We start from the raw sequence: 16,966 nt of genomic DNA, 5'->3' as shown, positions 1-16,966 counted from the left end.
AGCTGACGGCTTCTGATATACATGGCAACAACAGCAGCTGCACGGCGCAGGTGGAAGTGCTCATCAGCGAGAGCATCCCGCCGCCCTGGGGCACAGCCGATATCGGCATGGTGCCGGGCAGCAGCGCCTATGCTTACGACCCCTGTGCCACGGGCGACCCGTCCAAAGGGCATTTTACCCTTAATACCACTGGCTACAACCCCATTTCCGGAAATACGGACCAGCTGTCGGGCGTGGTGCAGGAGCTGTGCGAAGGGTCAGGCATCCGCGCAGAGGTACAGTCGGTGGGCCCGGGCACCTATGCGGGCATATTCATGCGCAATAGCAGTGCGGCCGGGTCGCCAATGGCCGGGCTGTTTACCAACCTGACGCCTGTGCTGCGCTGGGAGAGCCGCCTGCTGCCCAATGGCGGCAAGAGCTTCACGCCTTTTCAGGCAGTCGCGACACCGGCAATGCTTGGCCTGCGGCGGCACAATGGCCTGCTGCAGGCTTTCTACCGCATCCCCGGCGGGAGTGGCTGGCAGTTGGCCACACAGATGCAGGACCATCTGGAGGAGTGCGTGGAAGTCGGCTTTGGCGCATTCACGAGCACGCCTGGCGGAGCAGCAGTAGCTGTGATTGGCCCGGTGACGACTATAGGCGCTTCTAACAGCACCGAATTTGGGGGCAGCCCGGTCATGGAGCTTACCGCAGCGGCTGGCACTGGGCAGCTGGCGCTTTGGCCCAACCCGGCCTCCCGGTCGGTTACTTTATCACTGGGCGCGCCGCTGGAAGCGCCGGTGCAGGCCCGCCTGATGGACGGGCTGGGGCGGGCTGTGAGGGCCTGGCCTCTCGAAGTGGGCTTAGTGGAGCATCTGCTTGCCCTAAGCGGCCTGCCGAATGGCTTATACTGGTTGAAGGTTGACGGGCAGCCGGGCGCACAGCGGTTGCTAATCAGCCGGTAAGGCCGTAGCGGCATTCAAAAGATACCGGAAGGGGGCAGTGATGAGCGCTGCCCCCTTTTGTTTGTCATAATAGCATGTCACAATAGTGTTTACCCCTCGCTATGGATTGTTCACGGCAAATATTAAGGCGTTCGCCACATATTTCAAATCCCCTTTCTCTTCTTCTTTAGATTTGAGTTATCGAAACGATCCCACCTACCGATTATCAAGAACAGTATCAGAAAGTATTGCGAAAAGAATGTCCTAAGAGCTGAAGACTTAACCGTTAGCCTTAAGAATTTTATGGGGAACCTTTACGCTACAGCCCTTAACGGGTTGTTAGGGCTGTAGCTTTTTCTACTAAAAACGAACACTACACATCCCGGTAATTAGGCATTAGGCCAATGTGCACGGGCGTTTATCGCCGATGAACAAACACAACATTCAAACACAATAACAACACGAACGGGATTAATTAAGTGCCTTAGGGCCTTCAATGGATATTTAGGAAAAAGGCTGCGGTAATATCCGCAGCCTTTTCTATTGTGCCGACAAAGCGTATATCGCTAAGGCTGGCTTTAACTGCCCCCGAAACAGCTTTTATCCCTCAAAGTGGAAGGAAAGTGTGAAGGTCCGGGAAAGTATCTTTTCCAAAACGGTAGACTCCTCGATATTCTCATTGTAGATCAGCGTATTGCCGATGCCATGAGAGATTTTGATCTCCGGGGAGAAAATGAAGAAAGGGAAGAAGAACTGCACGCCTGCGCCGTATTCCAGTGCAAATTCATTGGGGGCGATACGCACGAGGGTCTCCGCCTGCCGGGTTTGCGAATCGCTGGCTACATCAAAGGCATACTTTACACCGGCGATGACGAAAAGCCTCATATCCTTGTAAGGGGCTGATTTGTAGCGTAGGTGGAAGGGCATTTCCACGAGGACAGATTCTACCCGCCGTTCGGAGAAATTGGACCGTCGCCCAAAGCGGGTATAGCTGATGGTACGCTCAGCAAACGAGAGGGTGGGGAGGAAGCGAAAATCGAAATGATCGCCCATTTTAAGGTTGGTGACAATGCCCAGATTGAAGCCCGGTCCTGAAGCCGATTCTACTACTCGGATGGAATCGCTTTGCAAGAACTGATCAGAGTTAAAGGGCGTAAACCGGGAGGAGTTGTAGCCCAGCGTGATGCCGAAATAATAGGGCTTTTGCTGGAAGTCGAAAAAGTTATAATTCCCGGTAGCCTGAGCTGAACCTTGTTGCGCAGGAAGCAGAAAAAGCAGGGCGCAAGCTAAGCTTAAGCTTTCCCACCGGAATAGATCGCGCAAACGCCAAGAGTTAGTGATATGCATTGATTCGATTTAAAGCCAATTTTGCTAAGAATATCGGTAAACTGTTCGCGGTCAGGAAATGCCTGTACCGATTCGTAAAGATAACTGTAAGCTCTGGGGTCCTTAGAGGTCAGCCGGCCCACAGTGGGCAGGATGTTCCGGAAATAAAAATTGTATAGTTGCTTGAACGGGAAAACCCGGGGTTTGGAAAACTCCAGCACCACAAGCTTGCCGCCCGGCTTTAGCACCCGATGCATTTCTTCGAGCCCCTTTTCCAGGTGTTCAAAATTGCGCACACCAAAAGCAACGGTGATGGCATCAAACGTATTGTCTGAAAACGGCAAATTCTCTGAGTCGCCCTGCTGCAGCTCAATGGTGGTGCTTAAGCCGCGTTTATCGATTTTTGTCCGGCCGATTTCAAGCATCTCATTGGCGATATCAATGCCGATGATTTTCTCAGGCTGCAACTGCCGGGCGGTTTCCAGTGCCACGTCCGCCGTGCCGGTTGCCACATCGAGTACCACCTTAGGCGCATCCTCCTTTAACAGACGGATGGCCCGCCTGCGCCAGTACACATCAATACCCAGAGACAACAGGCGGTTCAGGAAATCATAATAAGGCGCAATGCCATCAAACATCTTTGATACCTGCTCTTTTTTGCTGCCCGACTGATCGTACGGCTTCACTTCCTCTGCCATAGTAATTTCAAAATTTTTGCAAAGATATATTTTGGGAAGGGAGTGGCCGTCATAGTAAAGCAAAATCCTGTTTTTTTCTTATCTTTGCCTGTCTTTGAAAAAAGGGCAAGAAAATACAAGAATAAACCGCTTACATGTCTTTGAAACAGCGAATTATCCCCGTAAACATCGAGGACCAAATGAAGTCGGCCTACATCGATTACTCTATGTCAGTAATCGTTTCCCGGGCGCTTCCGGATGTACGGGACGGCCTCAAGCCGGTACACCGCCGTGTCCTCTACGGTATGTCAGATTTAGGGCTCACTTACAACAAAAGCTATAAAAAGTCGGCACGTATCGTTGGAGAGGTGCTGGGTAAATACCACCCACACGGTGACTCTTCCGTATACGATACGATGGTCCGTATGGCACAGCACTGGTCCCTGCGTTACCCTCTGGTCGACGGTCAGGGCAACTTTGGCTCTATGGACGGCGACAGCCCGGCAGCCATGCGTTACACAGAGGCTCGCCTGGAGCGCATCTCAGATGAGATGCTGGCCGATATTGGCAAGGAAACCGTCGATTTCGCCTTCAACTTTGACGATACGTTGAAGGAACCAACGGTACTGCCTGCCAGAATCCCCAACCTGCTGGTCAACGGTGCCTCCGGCATTGCCGTAGGTATGGCAACCAACATGCTGCCGCACAACCTCACGGAGGTAGTGAATGGTATCGTGGCCCAGATTGCCAATCCGGATATTACCATCGAAGAATTGATGCAATACATCAAAGCACCAGATTTTCCAACCGGTGGAATTATCTACGGTACCAGTGGTGTCCGCGAAGCCTTCGAAACCGGCCGTGGCCGGGTCGTGGTCCGGGGGCGGGCAGAGATTCAGGTAGGTGATAACGGACGGGAAACCATCGTGGTAACAGAGATACCTTATCAGGTCAATAAAGCCAACCTGGTCGCCAAGATCGCCGAGCTGGTGAATGACAAAAAGATCATCGGTATCAGCGATATCCGGGATGAGTCTGACCGCGACGGCCTGCGCATCGTAGTGGATGTAAAGCGGGATGCCATGGCCAGCGTAGTGCTGAGCATGCTTTATAAATATACAGCGCTGCAGACCTCTTACGGTGTGAATAATGTAGCGCTGGTCAACGGCAGGCCTGAGCTGCTCAACCTGAAAGATATCATCTCGGAGTTTATCAAGTTCCGAATCGAGGTCATTGTGCGCCGTACGCAGTATGATTTGCGCAAAGCGATTGCCCGTGCGCATATCCTGGTTGGTCTGCTCATTGCGCTGGACTACATAGATATGGTCATTGACCTCATCCGTGGCTCCGCTACGCCGGAAGACGCCCGTAATGGTCTGATGGAGGGCGCGTTCATTGAAGATAGAGATAAGTTTTGGAAGCAGTTTGGCCCGCTAATCGAGCAGGCGGACACCGATGAGTATCCAAGGGAAGAGGGCAATGCGCTTTCAGAAGCTCAGGCGCGCGCTATCCTGGATATGCGGCTGCAAAAGCTGACTGGCCTGGAAAGGGATAAGGTGAAGCAGGAGTACGATGAACTGCAGGAGCGTATTGCTTATTTGAAATCTATCCTGGAAAGTGAGGAACTGCAGCGCGAAATTGCCGCAGAAGAGCTACAGGAGGTCAAAGAAAAATACGGAGATGAACGCCGCACTGATATCACAGCAGCAGATGGCGAAATCAGTATTGAAGACCTGATTGCCAATGAGGAGGTAGTGGTTACGATCTCTAATTTAGGCTACATCAAGCGGACACCGGTATCCGAGTACCGCAAGCAAAGCCGGGGCGGGCGTGGCTCCCGTGGCAGTAAGACCCGGGATGCGGATTTCGTAGAGCACCTGTTCATCGCCAGTACCCACAATTACCTGCTGCTCTTTACGGAGTCCGGGCGTTGCCATTGGCTGAGGGTCTACGAAATACCGGAAGCCTCGAAGACCTCAAGCGGACGGGTGATTCAGAATATCCTGGCAATCCCCAAAGAAGACCGCATCAAGGCCTACATCAATATTCAGGACCTGACAGATGAAGAATTCATCAGCAACAACAATATTGTCTTCTGTACCCGTAACGGCCTGATTAAAAAGACGCTGGTCGAAGCCTACTCCCGTCCACGGGCAGGCGGCATCAATGCCATCACCATTAATGAAGGCGATCAGCTGATAGAAGCTAAACTGACTAACGGAAATCAGGAAGTATTTATCGCCAGCCGTTCCGGCCGTGCGATCCGCTTTGAAGAATCCAAAGTGCGGGCGATGGGCCGCACCGCTGCTGGTGTCCGGGGCATTAGCCTGAATGAAGATGGCAAAGATATCGCGGTAGGCATGGTTATCATTGATCCGGAAGAAGCCGAAACCGCCATTATGGTCCTTTCTGAAAAAGGGATGGGCAAACGTACGCTGTACAGCGATTACCGTCTGACCAACCGCGGCGGTAAGGGGGTCAAGAATATGCAGATCACAGATAAAACAGGTGGCGTATTCTCCATCAAAGCGGTAAGTGAAGACAGCGACCTGATGATTACCACCCGCGATGGCATCGTCATCAGAATGGCTGTCAGCGATATCAGGGTGATGGGGCGTGCCACACAGGGTGTACGACTCATTAAGCTGGATAAGCACGATGAAATGGCCGATATCGCCGTGATTCACAAATCGGAAGATGAGGACGAGCCAACGATGCTCCCGGCATCCGATGAAGAGGAATAGGAACCGGCTTTAACATTTTGTAAATACCGATTCTTTCCGGAAATTCGTCTAATAGAGTGAAAAATCGGGGATTTTGGGGTCTTCATTGATCTTGTGCCCCGTTTTTCGGGTTATTTGAATACAAACCAAAAATGAAAATTGCATACAACATGAAAAAACTGATCTTAGCACTGGCTGCCGTATTAATGGTATTTGCAGTACAGGCACAGGACGGTAAGAAGGCGGTTCGTAAAGCATCAAGTGCTCTGGGTGCTTTTAACCTGGACCCTACCAACAACAAAGAAAAGCTGCAGGAAGCTATTGACCTTATTGAAGAGGGGGTTTCTGATCCGGAAACATCAAAGGAAGCTAAGACTTTCCTGACCAAAGGCGAAATCTACAATGAAATCGCCAATCAGTATCTGATAGCAAGTCAGCTTGGAGATACCTTGGCCCCGAAACAACTTCCACAAATTGAGGATCCTGCAATGATCGCTGCCGAAGCCTTCCTTAAGGCTTACGAGCTGGCCGAGAAAAAATGGGAGACCAAAGACGCTACCAAAGGAATGGCACAGGCTCAGGGCCACCTCTCCAACAGCGGTGTGATGGCTTTCCAGGATGAGCAAAATTATGAGAAGGCTTACAACGACTTCAAAATGGTGCTGGACTTGCATAAGGTCCTGACTGATGAGAATGAAGACAGCAACCTGAAAAGCGAAGACGACTACCTCAATCAGCTCTATATCACCGGGCTTTCTGCGATCAATGCCAATAAAATGGATGCAGCTAAGGCCTACTTTGATCAGCTTTACGAGAAGAAGTACGACAAGCCAGTCATTTACGAATCGCTGTACAAGATCACAGCAACAGATGAAGCCAAAATGGAGGAAGCTTATGCCTATCTTGAAGAGGGCCGTAAGCTTTTCCCGGATGATGTATCTCTGCTGTTTGCAGAAATCAACCACTTCCTACGTATCGGCAAACTGGATGTGCTGATTACCAAGTTGGAAACCGCAATTGAGAAAGAGCCGGACAACGTTTCTCTTTACTCTACTTTAGGTAACGTCTACGACAACCTCTATCAAAAGGCGCTTCAAGCCAATGACGAGGCAGCCGCAAAAGAGAACTTTGACAGTGCAATGAAGTATTATCAGCAGGCGGTAGAAAAGGACCCCGATTACGTTGATGCGATCTACAGTATCGGCGCCCTGTACTACAACAAGGCAGCAGTTATGACGCAAGACCTCAACAAGTACGCTGATGACTACTCTAAGGAGGGGCTGAAGAAGTACGAGGAACTGAAGAAAAATATCTTCGAGGAGTTTGACAACGCTCTGCCATTCTTCCAGAAAGCCGAGGCGATCAATCCAAGCGACTTGAACACGCTGATCGCCCTCAAGGAAATCTACGCACGTAAAGACGATCTGGAGAAATCCAATGTCTTCAAGGAGCGAATTGACCGCATTCAGGCGGGCGAGACGATCGACGAGGCCTACTTTGACAAGTAAGCCATCCTAAACCGATAAGAAAAAATGCCCGGGCAGCGCTGTTGTTCGGGCATTTCTTATTTATCGTCTTGCTGATCGATAGACCGAATCACCCGGCAGGGGTTCCCCGCGGCAAAGCTATCTGCCGGAATATCCCGGGTGACCACGCTCCCAGCCCCAATCACTGCCCGGTCTCCAATTGTCACGCCAGGGCACACGATAACACCTCCACCCAGCCACACATCATCCCCGATGCGGATTGGCTTGGCATACTCCTTCCCACTACTGCGCGCCTCGGCATTCAGCGGGTGGGTAGCTGTGTAGATCTGCACATTGGGCGCGCACATGACCCGGGTGCCAATGTACACGGGTGCTACATCCAGTACTATGCAGTTGAAATTGAAAAAGACCCGCTCGCCGGCATAAATGTTATAGCCGTAGTCGCAGTAAAACGGGGGCTCAATCCAGATATCCGGCTGACTGTTGGGCAGAAGTTGGCTCAGGATTTCCTGACGCTTGTCTTTTTCGTCATCCCCGGTCTCGTTCAGGGCTTTGAACAAAAGGCGGGCTTTTTGGCGTTCTTCAGTGAGGACCGGGTCAAGGGGCACATACATTTCCCCGGCGATCATTTTCTCCTTTTCTGTAGCCATGTTGTAAAAAATGAGGAAGTGAAAGAATTTGGCAGACGCTATTGCCTGATATTTTTTACCTTGCGCAATTTCTGAAAATTTTTCTCATTCAATTAATTCAGTTCAGTAATCATGAAGCGTCCAGTTCGGGTTTTTAAATTTGGAGGTTCCTCGCTCAAAGATGCAGCGGCTATTCAAAATGTAGCTAACATCCTTCGTGATTTCAAAGACGAAACCCTGGTGGTGGTAGTTTCTGCGATGGGAAAAACCACCAATGCCATGGAAACCGTAGTCGAAGCCCATGCCGCTCAGAACGGTAAAGCCTTTGATCTGCTCAACGAAATCAAAGCCCAGCATTACCGGATTATGGACCAGCTTTTCCCTTCTCAAAACGACGAGGTCTATGCTGCGGTTAATGATGTATTCGTAGAAGTAGAGTGGGTGCTGGAAGAACCCCCACATGACAACTACGACTACATGTACGATCAGATCGTCTCTATTGGCGAGTTGGTCTCCTCTAAAATTGTGAGCGCTTTCCTGAACCAGATGGAACTGCCGACCTCCTGGCTTGATGCGAGAGACGTGATTTTGACCGACGACATCTTCCGGGAAGGTTGGGTACAGTGGGAAGAAACGCAGGAACGCGCCACAAAACTGGTAACGCCATTGCTGGAAAAGCCGGGCTTTGTGCTGACACAGGGCTTCATAGGCAGTACCACAGAAAACTTCACCACCACCCTCGGACGGGAAGGCTCCGACTATACCGCAGCGATTTTCAGTTTTTGCATGGATGCCCAGGATATGACGATCTGGAAGGATGTACCAGGTGTCCTGACAGCAGACCCCCGAAAGTTTGAGAATGTCACCCTTCTCGACCGCCTTTCTTACAAGGAAGCCATTGAGATGACGTACTACGGTGCCAAGGTCATCCACCCCAAAACCATCAAGCCCCTTCAGAACAAGAGTATCCCGTTGATGGTGAAGTCTTACATCAACCCGGAAGGCGCTGGCACCTATATTTCCGATGAAGTGGAGGACAACTACCCGCCAATGGTCGCCATCGAAGGCGATCAGGTACTGCTGCAGATCAGCACCCGCGATTTTTCCTTCGTTGCAGAGCACCACATCCGGGAATTGTTCAATATTATCGCTGATCTTCGCATTCAGGTGAATATGATGCAAAACTCAGCCATCAGTTTCAGCCTGTGCGTCAATGATGTGGACGATAAAGCCGACCGCTTCGCCCAGCGCATCGAGCAGGACTTCAAAGTGATGATGGACCGCGGGCTCGAACTCATTACCGTTCGCCACCATCAACCCGCTATTATGGAAGAACTGCGCAAAGGCAAAATTGTCCTGCTGGAAGAACGCATCAAGGATACCACCATTCAAATGGTGGTCAAAGATGTGCCGGTTATGCGCCGAAAGGAGGTGCCCACAGCATAAACCTCTCGGAAGCATTTTTATCGGATGTGCTGCCCAACCCTTTGGTCCGGCTTTTCGTCTGTACACGAAAACAATCATCCGATGAAAATGCTGAAAATTAGGACTGCCGTACTGATCCTCTCCACCCTGGTCTGGGCCTGTGAGCAATCAGAGGACGACGGATTAATCATTTGTCCAACAGGGACCTGTGAAGAAGAAGTACAAGTGAGTGACGACCTGTATGAGAATGGGCCAGACGATGAACTGATGATTTCCAATGCCTTCATTTTTGACGATTGCCTGGACGTGACCTTCCGTTATGGAGGTGGATGCGGAGAAGTGGAAGCTCATCTTTTCGCCAGTACGGGCGAAGGTGATAGCCTCCCACCTACCCGTTCTATCAGGGTGGGGTTCAAGGACGACGATGACTGCGAGGCGCTACTCGTCTACACCAAGACTTTTGATTTGACCCCGCTTCGCTCCGGGTCGCATTCTACTGTCCTTCTTCAGCTGGAAGGTTACGATGAAGTGCTAGAGTATAACTACTGAAAAACAGGAAAAACCAGGCGGATGTAACGCCTGGTTTTTCCTGTTAGGTTAAAAAATCAATACTTTAGAAACTTCCCTGAATACCGGTGCCCTTTCTCAGTGATCGCCTGGAAAAAGTAGACTCCCTGTGGCCAGGGTGCCACATTTATCGTTGGGTTGGCTGATGCCTCCACATTTTGGTGCATCACTTCACGCCCATTTACATCGAAAACCTGCACAGCCGAAAGCCTCTCTGCAAGAGCTTCGGGAGTTGTGATTTGCACCCAATTAGTGGCTGGGTTGGGCGAGAGGGTAAGCTTGGAATTTACCGGGACGTTTTGCGTGGAAGTGACCCCGTTGAGGAAATTGCAAATCTGTTCGCTTCTTTGCCCTACAATGGCTGCATCGGGGCAGGGGAGTGGCACTTCATCCATCATGAATAGGGCATAGCTCACGTTGATTTTTTCACCATTATTTAGATCGATTGGAGCACTGTTCAGCAATACAGAGAAGTTAATATCCGGTACGCCCACGGCGCACATACTCCAGCCTTCTGCATCTGCCGGGTTCCCATCAAACACATAATTGGTGGTCTCGGATTGATTGACGCCGGCACTGCCCTTGGTGAGCGGGGAGCCATCCTTCCAGCGGGCATTCATAAATTGGAATTCCTGTTCCTTGTTGAGTGGTTGAGTAACCTGAAAGGGTAGCCCTTCTGAAGCAAGACTGTTGAGAAAGTACATCGTTGAACCTAGCGGCTGTGCTCCATCCGGGGCACAGGACAATTGCCGGATGCCCATAAGTGGTGGTTCCTGGCAGTAGGTATTAATACTGGTGCCACAATTACAGCCAAACAGCCCGTCAGATGCATCTTTGTTGTAAATCATGACGGTGTTCTGATCCGGAATCGTCCCAAGGTAATCGTCAATATCGCAGCCAATTTTAGTATCCATCCAAAGGCTGGTTACAAAGTCAGTCAGGTCACTCCCGCGGTTGTATATGGTAAAATCGTATAGGGTGGTTTTGTCCATTACCTGGCTCTCAATCTCAAAAGACTGGGCCATAGCATGTACTTCCAGACTTGGGCGGTTGGCAACCGGGGGTTCCTCGATGTAGGTGTTGTAAACCCAGTAAATCGCGGAGGTCCCTTGGATAGCGGGGTAGTCGCCATCTAAAGGATTGTAGATGCCATCGTTATTGGTATCCACAAAGGGGGCAAAGTCTCGCTCCGGTATTCCAAAGCCATTGTTGTCATCAGACAAAGGGTTGCCCCTGCCTGGCCAAGACTGTACACTTAGGTGAAAATCATTAAGCTGCCCATCGGCAATGTCTTCCAGGAAAAAATCAATTTCCAACTGGGTAATGGGCCAAAACCGGTCAAAATTGGCACAGCTCTGTGCGTCAGGAAGGCCTGTCTCCAAGTCCAGTGGTCCTGCGAGGTAGGGACTGTTACCTCCATTGGTGGGAATCTCCGAGGCTAGCTTAAGCTTCCCGTCGTTATCATAGCCACCCATCCAAAGGGCGCCTGTTCGAATGGTGCTTGCAATAGGTCCACTAAGTTCGCCGCTGGGACTGTAGCCATATCCATTGGTCCAAAGCCCTCCCTGATTAAACAGGGTGTTGATGCCCGGGCCCGTAAGTGGGTATTCGGAAATGGCCGGTTGGCACTGCGCCCCAATCCACAGGGGCCACAGAAAACAGAGTGCTGCGATGGCAGCAAAGGTGAAATTTTTCATATCGGGTGATTTTAAGTCTAATCAAAAATGGGCTTTCAGCTCGAAAGAAACAAGTGCCGATGACTCAATGCCGGGTTTGGATGTGTGAGGCGGCCATTTAATGATGTAAGGCGGAAAAGAAATTTGGGAATGCACGGAAAAGCCTTAACTTCCTATACAAAACCAACTACATATGAAAAAGCACCTTACCTTACTGTCCCTGCTCACCTTCTTAGTAAGCTCCTGCGGGCAGGGTCCTGTAGAGACCGCATCAAAAACCCCGGAAAGCCCCCAAGAAGCCAACCGGCCGGTGGGTAGCGCTTACGACAGCCTCCTGGCGCAAGAGCTGGGTGCGGATGACTACGGTATGAAGGTCTACGTGATGGCTTTCCTGTACCGGGGAACAGCTACCGGGCTGGATTCTCTTCAACGGGCTGAGCTGCAGCGTGCTCACCTCGATAATATTACCCGTATGGCAGAAGCTGGCGACCTGGTCCTGGCCGGACCGTTTATGGACAGGCAGGACCTGCGGGGCATATACGTATTTGATGTCAGAACGGTTGCTGAAGCGGAGGCGCTTACCAATACGGATCCGGCAATCAAGGCCGGTACGCTGCGCATGGAGCTCCGGCCCTGGTACGGTTCGGCAGCTCTAATGAAAGTCAATGAGCTGCACGAACAGGTCGCAAAGATTGATATCTGACCACATTAAAAAATAGGCCCTAGAAAGTCGACCAGCCCCTCTTTCCATTGTTGATCACTTAACGGCTTGACCATCAGAGAATGCTTCACCGAGCGGCGGGTCAGCCCCATAGACTGATCACCGGAGATCATCATCCACACGCAGGGGTTGCTCACAAGCTGGAAACCATTGTCCAGGTAAAGCTGATGCTGGGTGGCGATTAAAACCAAAAAGTCAATCTGATGAGCCCGGCCCAGTCTGGTCAATTGGTCCAGTAGGTAACTGGCAACACGTCGTCGCTGAAACTGGGGGTCCACGCAAAGGTCTATCACCCCAAAAACAGGGAACACTTGCCCGGCATTGTGCAGGAGGCGGTGCTCGACTGCCATATGTGCCATTAGTTTACCCTCCTTAAAACCCAGATAGCGAAAATCAGGCAGCTGCCGGTAAAAGGTGCGATCCGGATAGCCGGGAAAAGCGGTCTTAAGAAGCTGTTGTATACCAAGGTGTTGTGGCGGGGTCAAGGCGAACTCTTCTACTCGTTCCAACTGTATCCCCTCAGGTAATTTAGTAGTACTCACTCAATAATGATTTCAGTTCCTGCTCATCGAGTTTACGGCGCAGCTCGCCCTCTACAGCAATAGATATTTGCCCAGTTTCCTCAGATACGATAAAAGCTGCTACATTCGCCCGCTCCGTGATACCCACTGCTGCCCGGTGGCGTAAGCCCGCACTGCTCGGGAGGTTGGGGTTCTCGGATACCGGCAATACGCAGCTGGCAGATTGCAGCCGGCCATTGCTTACAATAACGGCGCCATCGTGCAGTGGGCTGTGTTTGTTGAAAATGCTCTCCAGCAAGGGCTCCGTGATATCTGCATCCATAGCCACGCCAGAACTGACCAGCCCTTCAAGGTCAAGATTACCAGCCAGAACGATCAGTGCTCCTGTTTTGCGTTTGCTCATGCGCACGATTGCAGAGCGCAGGGCGCGCAACTGCCGTACTTTCTCCTCCGTGCTTTCCAGGTTGCGGTCCAGAATCCGCCCCAAAAAGTTGGAGCGCTGCCGCAGGGTGGTATTGCCCAGGAACAACAAAAAGCGCCTCACCTCAGGCTGGAAAATAATGATGATAATGATGACGCCCACGCTCACAAACTGGTCTAAAACGGCCGAAAGCAGGTCCATTTCCAGCTGGTTGACCAACCACCATACCACATACAGGGTTAGGACCCCCACAAAGATATTAAAGGCAATATTGCCGCGCAGCAACTTGTAAATCTGGTACATCAGGTACCCGACAATGATGATGTCGAGCACATCCCAGATTCTGACCGGCAAAAAACCAATATCGAAGAGGTAAATCATGTACGCGGTTTATTCCTGCACGGGCGTTTTTAAGTGGTATAATAGAAACGCCATTATATCTGCTGCTGTTTCATCAAATGCCTGTGCCTGCCGGACCGGATAAATGAGCGCCGGTGCTTTGCCGGTTTGCTGGTACTGAAGCGCAGCACCCATTTTCCAGGTATGCACGGGCATAACCACATCACTATTGAGGTGGGCTGTGAGTATCGTCGCCGGATAGCGGTCTGCAGGTATTTTATGCACAGGCGAATAGGCGAAAATAGGATCAAACTGTTTGGGGTCGTCAGGAGCTCCGAATTCGGGCAACCACTTCCACCCGGATCCAAACTCCGGATATTGGAGCAGGTCGTACAGCCCATCAACACTTGCAACCGCTCCGAAGAGGTCGGGGCGTTGCGCCAGGCTTGCGCTGGCAATCAGCCCGCCATGCCCTTCACCGTATACTCCAAGCCGGTTGGCTGATGTGTATTGATTGGCGATCAGGTATTCGGCAGCGGCCTGGAAGTCGTCGAACGTATTCTGCTTATATTCCCGCTGTCCTGCCCGGCGGAGTTTGGTGTTGAGGGCGCTGCCCCCTCTGAGGGCGGGAATCGCACAAATGCCGCCCTGCCTCAGCATTAGCTGTGCCATCAGCCGTTCCTGGGCATCGTACATAGGCGCAAAAGGGCCGGTCTGACGCCCACCGGCGAAAATAAGGGCAGGATGTTGACCATTTAATTTTAATTCCCTCGTGTGAACCACATACATGTTGATGGGGGTGCCATCGTAGCTTTCCAACCGCACCAGGCGGGTTTCAAAATTGCCGGGCTTTAGGATAGTGACCGGGGTGTGGAATGCGTTCATCCGCTCTGCTTCAAGATCAAGGTGGTAGACCTGAGGGGGCTCCAGAATATTGCCATAGCTAATAAAAGCGTTTGGATCATCGTACCGGCTGCTGATATCCATAACAAAGCCGTTTTCAGGCAGTTTCGGACGTTTTAGCAGCTTTCCTTTAGTACTGTATAACGCCATGGCGCTGCCGGTTTCGCCCTGGTATACAGCCAATAGATTGCCGTCCGCCCAATGCACGGATGACAGTGGTGAGGAGCTTTCCGGCAAAATAGTCTCCCAGTAGTTCAGGGCAGGAAGGTCGGGGTCGACCCGGACCAAGCGGCGGTTCGGGGCATCAAGGTTGGTGATAAGATAGAACCCTGAGGCATCGGCACCTGCCCACTCCAGTTGGTATTCCAGGCCCTCAGCAATGGTTGTAAAGGCCGCGTCCGTCTTCCTGGCTGGCCGGCCATAGACCGCCTGATGCCCATCCGTGTCAGAGACCAGTAGTACAAGGTAGTCCTGCGCTGTGCTCAGGTGCACCTCAAACCTAAACCTGGGGTCGCTGCGGTCGGCATAAATGAGCTCGTCCTCTGATTGATCGGTACCCGGGCGATGGTAGTAGACCTGCTGAAAAAGGTAAGGCTCGGTGGCGCTACCAGGGTGGGCATAACGGCTGTAGAAAAACCCACTGCCGTACCAGGTGATATTGCTATGCCGGACAAACTGCAGAGTATCTGACAAGAACTTCTCCTGCTGAAGGTCGAACAAGAGAATGTCTTCCCATTCGGAATGAGCTACGGACCGCTTTAGGGCCAGCAGTGCTCCATCCGGAGAGGGCCTCAAGCTGGTAATGTCAGCTGAGGTTGGCCAGCCCAGGCTTTCCGGATTGATCAGTTGTTCTTCCTGAGCATTCAGGCTATCCCTCCGGAAAAGCCCTTTACATACGCCTCGTTCTGACTTGATGTAATAGTAGGCACCGTTGATCAGCTGGGGCGGAGAGATTACGCTATAGTCGCTCAACTGTGAGATTTCCTGACTCAGCACCTCACGTCCTGGCAACTGGTCGAGGTAGGAGCGAGCCATTTTTGACTGGGCAGCAGTCCATGCTTTCGTTTGTGCAGAATCGGGTTGTTCCAGCCACTGGTAAGGTGCGGTTACTTTATAACCTGAAAAATCATTGCTCCTGGCGGTATCTCTTGGCGTATCGGGGTAAGAAACCGGTATGTGCGGAAAGTCATAAGCCTGTTCCGGTGAGCCGGATTGACAGGCAAAGAGTAGCAATGCTGCGCAACATAAAAGCAATAAGCCCGTATTTTTCATTAGGTTATAATTTTGGTTTGTTCCATTTACTCGACCCGAATCTCAATTAATGGCTATCTTGAGCGTTCCAGGCTTAAGTGTAGCTTCTTTAGCCCGGGGTTGCCTGCCCGTTTTTACTTATTCTTCTGCTACTGTCAATGTGGGTAAGAAAGCAGGCCATTGGCAACCGTATAAAAACTTCATAGCATGCAAATTAAAGCATTTTTCGCCATCCTGCTGCTCTATGGACTGCTAATCAGCAATGCTTCTGCTCAGGATGAGGTATTATACGACGAAAAAGCACGGCCTTATGTCCTAAATGCGGAAGGGAAACGCGCCTATCTCATGCCAATCCCGGAAGGAGAAGCCGTAGGCCCTGACCACGCTGTGCTTGATGTTGAGGTGACCCCGCTGCCCGGAGCTACGGTCATCACATCTGAAGATTTGCGCCGTGTGGCGGACCGAAAAGCCCAGCTCGCACAGCAGGCTGCAGAAATTGCCCGGCAGCGGGCAGACGAGGCACGCGACCACACTCTTTCTTTGCAGGAGCAGCTAGACTCCGCTATGACTAAGGAAAATAATACAGAACAGATCCTGCAGCTGGAGGAACGGCTGAAAAATGCCCGGGAAATCGAATCCATTGCCTTAAGGGAGGCCCGAATGGCACAGCAAGAAGCCGCCAACGCCCGGCAGATTCGGGATAACCATACCTATGTGGAGGCTTATCAGCAAGAGCAGGACCGGAAAAGGCTGGAGCTGCAGCAATTTGAAGGGATAGATGTGATTTCCTCCGATTCCTACGAAAATGTGCTGCTCGACGATGATTACCGCCCCTTTGGCCATACCAATGAAGTAGTGCAGTTCCCTGAATACAACTGCGCCTTTGAGTTTGAGGGCGTCAATTCCAGCGGCAAGTATCAGGTCAGCCAGAAGGAAGAGTTGTTGTTCACCCATACCCCAACCGAACGGCTCCGGCCCGTGCTCAATGGCAAAGAGTACCTTACCTGCCGGGCTGCTTTCAATCAACTGGGAGGCTACCGCTTTGTTTCCATTGAGTTTACTTTTGCGATGGACAATGCACAAAGCCTGTATGGTACGATTCAGAAGGGCTCTTTCCTGGTTATGATGACGCTCAATAATCAGTATGTCAAGCTCCTGGCTGGTAACGGAAGCAATGGCGTGCTCAATGAAAAGACTGGCGAGCTGACTTACCGGGTCATCTATCCAATAGACCAAAGCCAGATCAATCTGCTCAAGCGTTTCGAGCTGGATAAAATCATACTGGGATGGAGCAGTGGCTACGAAGAGTACGAAACTTACCATCCGGGGCTGTTTATGCATCAGATTCAGTGCCTGGAGTCTCGTTGATTGGCTATA

The 16,966-nt window shown here is 51.3% G+C and carries 14 protein-coding genes; 7 read left to right on the top strand and 7 right to left on the bottom strand.

All coding sequences use genetic code 11. From position 1 onward, the window contains the following. On the top strand, positions 1-944 hold a 944-nt coding region (locus MRY86_RS10595), incomplete at its 5' end, for a hypothetical protein (protein WP_293566716.1). A gap of 579 nt (positions 945-1,523) precedes the next feature. On the opposite strand, the gene MRY86_RS10590 is transcribed toward MRY86_RS10595, so the two are convergent. Both MRY86_RS10590 and ubiE read right to left on the bottom strand, forming a co-directional pair. Continuing rightward, positions 1,524-2,246, bottom strand: coding sequence for an outer membrane beta-barrel protein (locus MRY86_RS10590; protein ID WP_293566715.1), 723 nt, complete (start codon positions 2,244-2,246; stop codon positions 1,524-1,526). Beyond that, the gene (gene ubiE, locus MRY86_RS10585) at positions 2,216-2,947 is read right to left on the bottom strand and encodes a bifunctional demethylmenaquinone methyltransferase/2-methoxy-6-polyprenyl-1,4-benzoquinol methylase UbiE (protein ID WP_293566714.1); all 732 of its coding nucleotides are present in this window, start codon (positions 2,945-2,947) and stop codon (positions 2,216-2,218) included. Before ubiE ends, MRY86_RS10590 begins: the two co-directional genes overlap by 31 nt. Positions 2,948-3,081: 134 nt before the next feature. Between ubiE and gyrA the strand changes: the two genes are divergently transcribed. Further along, positions 3,082-5,670, top strand: coding sequence for a DNA gyrase subunit A (gene gyrA, locus MRY86_RS10580; RefSeq protein ID WP_293566713.1), 2,589 nt, complete (start codon positions 3,082-3,084; stop codon positions 5,668-5,670). A gap of 149 nt (positions 5,671-5,819) precedes the next feature. Beyond that, the gene (locus MRY86_RS10575) at positions 5,820-7,157 is read left to right on the top strand and encodes a tetratricopeptide repeat protein (protein WP_293566712.1); all 1,338 of its coding nucleotides are present in this window, start codon (positions 5,820-5,822) and stop codon (positions 7,155-7,157) included. A gap of 56 nt (positions 7,158-7,213) precedes the next feature. Here MRY86_RS10575 and MRY86_RS10570 read toward each other — a convergent pair whose 3' ends face one another. Further along, positions 7,214-7,786 carry a sugar O-acetyltransferase gene (locus MRY86_RS10570; protein ID WP_293566711.1) on the bottom strand — a complete coding sequence of 191 codons (573 nt, stop codon included), beginning with the start codon at positions 7,784-7,786 and terminating at the stop codon, positions 7,214-7,216. A 111-nt stretch (positions 7,787-7,897) separates the two neighbouring features. Between MRY86_RS10570 and MRY86_RS10565 the strand changes: the two genes are divergently transcribed. Both MRY86_RS10565 and MRY86_RS10560 read left to right on the top strand, forming a co-directional pair. After that, entirely contained in the window at positions 7,898-9,211 is a 1,314-nt protein-coding gene (locus MRY86_RS10565) for an aspartate kinase (RefSeq protein WP_293566710.1), read from the top strand. An 81-nt stretch (positions 9,212-9,292) separates the two neighbouring features. After that, positions 9,293-9,739 (top strand): hypothetical protein, encoded by a 447-nt coding sequence (locus MRY86_RS10560; RefSeq protein ID WP_293566709.1) that lies wholly within the window; start codon positions 9,293-9,295, stop codon positions 9,737-9,739. 56 nt (positions 9,740-9,795) lie between these two features. Here the strand turns inward: MRY86_RS10560 and MRY86_RS10555 are convergent, their stop codons facing one another. After that, entirely contained in the window at positions 9,796-11,454 is a 1,659-nt protein-coding gene (locus MRY86_RS10555) for a T9SS type A sorting domain-containing protein (RefSeq protein ID WP_293566708.1), read from the bottom strand. Between the two features lie 172 nt (positions 11,455-11,626). Between MRY86_RS10555 and MRY86_RS10550 the strand changes: the two genes are divergently transcribed. After that, positions 11,627-12,136 (top strand): YciI family protein, encoded by a 510-nt coding sequence (locus MRY86_RS10550; protein ID WP_293571427.1) that lies wholly within the window; start codon positions 11,627-11,629, stop codon positions 12,134-12,136. 5 nt (positions 12,137-12,141) lie between these two features. Here the strand turns inward: MRY86_RS10550 and MRY86_RS10545 are convergent, their stop codons facing one another. The 3 genes from MRY86_RS10545 to MRY86_RS10535 are packed head-to-tail and all read right to left on the bottom strand — an operon-like array spanning position 12,142 to position 15,610. Further along, positions 12,142-12,696, bottom strand: a complete 555-nt coding sequence (locus MRY86_RS10545) for a GNAT family N-acetyltransferase (protein ID WP_293568609.1) — start codon at positions 12,694-12,696, stop codon at positions 12,142-12,144. Further along, positions 12,683-13,477 (bottom strand): diadenylate cyclase CdaA, encoded by a 795-nt coding sequence (cdaA, locus tag MRY86_RS10540; protein WP_293568607.1) that lies wholly within the window; start codon positions 13,475-13,477, stop codon positions 12,683-12,685. The genes MRY86_RS10545 and cdaA overlap by 14 nt, the downstream gene beginning before the upstream one ends. Before the next feature lie 9 nt (positions 13,478-13,486). Then, positions 13,487-15,610, bottom strand: a complete 2,124-nt coding sequence (locus MRY86_RS10535; protein WP_293568605.1) for a prolyl oligopeptidase family serine peptidase — start codon at positions 15,608-15,610, stop codon at positions 13,487-13,489. Between the two features lie 186 nt (positions 15,611-15,796). Between MRY86_RS10535 and MRY86_RS10530 the strand changes: the two genes are divergently transcribed. Beyond that, a complete protein-coding gene (locus tag MRY86_RS10530; protein WP_293568603.1) occupies positions 15,797-16,957 on the top strand; it encodes a hypothetical protein in 1,161 nt (386 codons plus the stop codon). Positions 16,958-16,966 lie beyond the last annotated feature (9 nt).

Source organism: Phaeodactylibacter sp., assembly GCF_022763345.1.
GTDB lineage: Bacteria > Bacteroidota > Bacteroidia > Chitinophagales > Saprospiraceae > Phaeodactylibacter.
Note: the sequence above shows the minus strand (reverse complement) of the source record. Positions and strands in the feature narration are given on the sequence as shown.

Bases quoted from the DNA above. Each gene is read 5' to 3' on its own strand.
- MRY86_RS10565 (WP_293566710.1), top strand. From the start codon at position 7,898: ATGAAGCGTCCAGTTCGGGTTTTTAAATTTGGAGGTTCCTCGCTCAAA.
- MRY86_RS10555 (WP_293566708.1), bottom strand. From the start codon at position 11,454: ATGAAAAATTTCACCTTTGCTGCCATCGCAGCACTCTGTTTTCTGTGG.
- cdaA (WP_293568607.1), bottom strand. From the start codon at position 13,477: ATGATTTACCTCTTCGATATTGGTTTTTTGCCGGTCAGAATCTGGGAT.
- MRY86_RS10570 (WP_293566711.1), bottom strand. From the start codon at position 7,786: ATGGCTACAGAAAAGGAGAAAATGATCGCCGGGGAAATGTATGTGCCC.
- MRY86_RS10550 (WP_293571427.1), top strand. From the start codon at position 11,627: ATGAAAAAGCACCTTACCTTACTGTCCCTGCTCACCTTCTTAGTAAGC.
- MRY86_RS10575 (WP_293566712.1), top strand. From the start codon at position 5,820: ATGAAAAAACTGATCTTAGCACTGGCTGCCGTATTAATGGTATTTGCA.
- MRY86_RS10560 (WP_293566709.1), top strand. From the start codon at position 9,293: ATGAAAATGCTGAAAATTAGGACTGCCGTACTGATCCTCTCCACCCTG.
- ubiE (WP_293566714.1), bottom strand. From the start codon at position 2,947: ATGGCAGAGGAAGTGAAGCCGTACGATCAGTCGGGCAGCAAAAAAGAG.
- MRY86_RS10535 (WP_293568605.1), bottom strand. From the start codon at position 15,610: ATGAAAAATACGGGCTTATTGCTTTTATGTTGCGCAGCATTGCTACTC.
- gyrA (WP_293566713.1), top strand. From the start codon at position 3,082: ATGTCTTTGAAACAGCGAATTATCCCCGTAAACATCGAGGACCAAATG.
- MRY86_RS10530 (WP_293568603.1), top strand. From the start codon at position 15,797: ATGCAAATTAAAGCATTTTTCGCCATCCTGCTGCTCTATGGACTGCTA.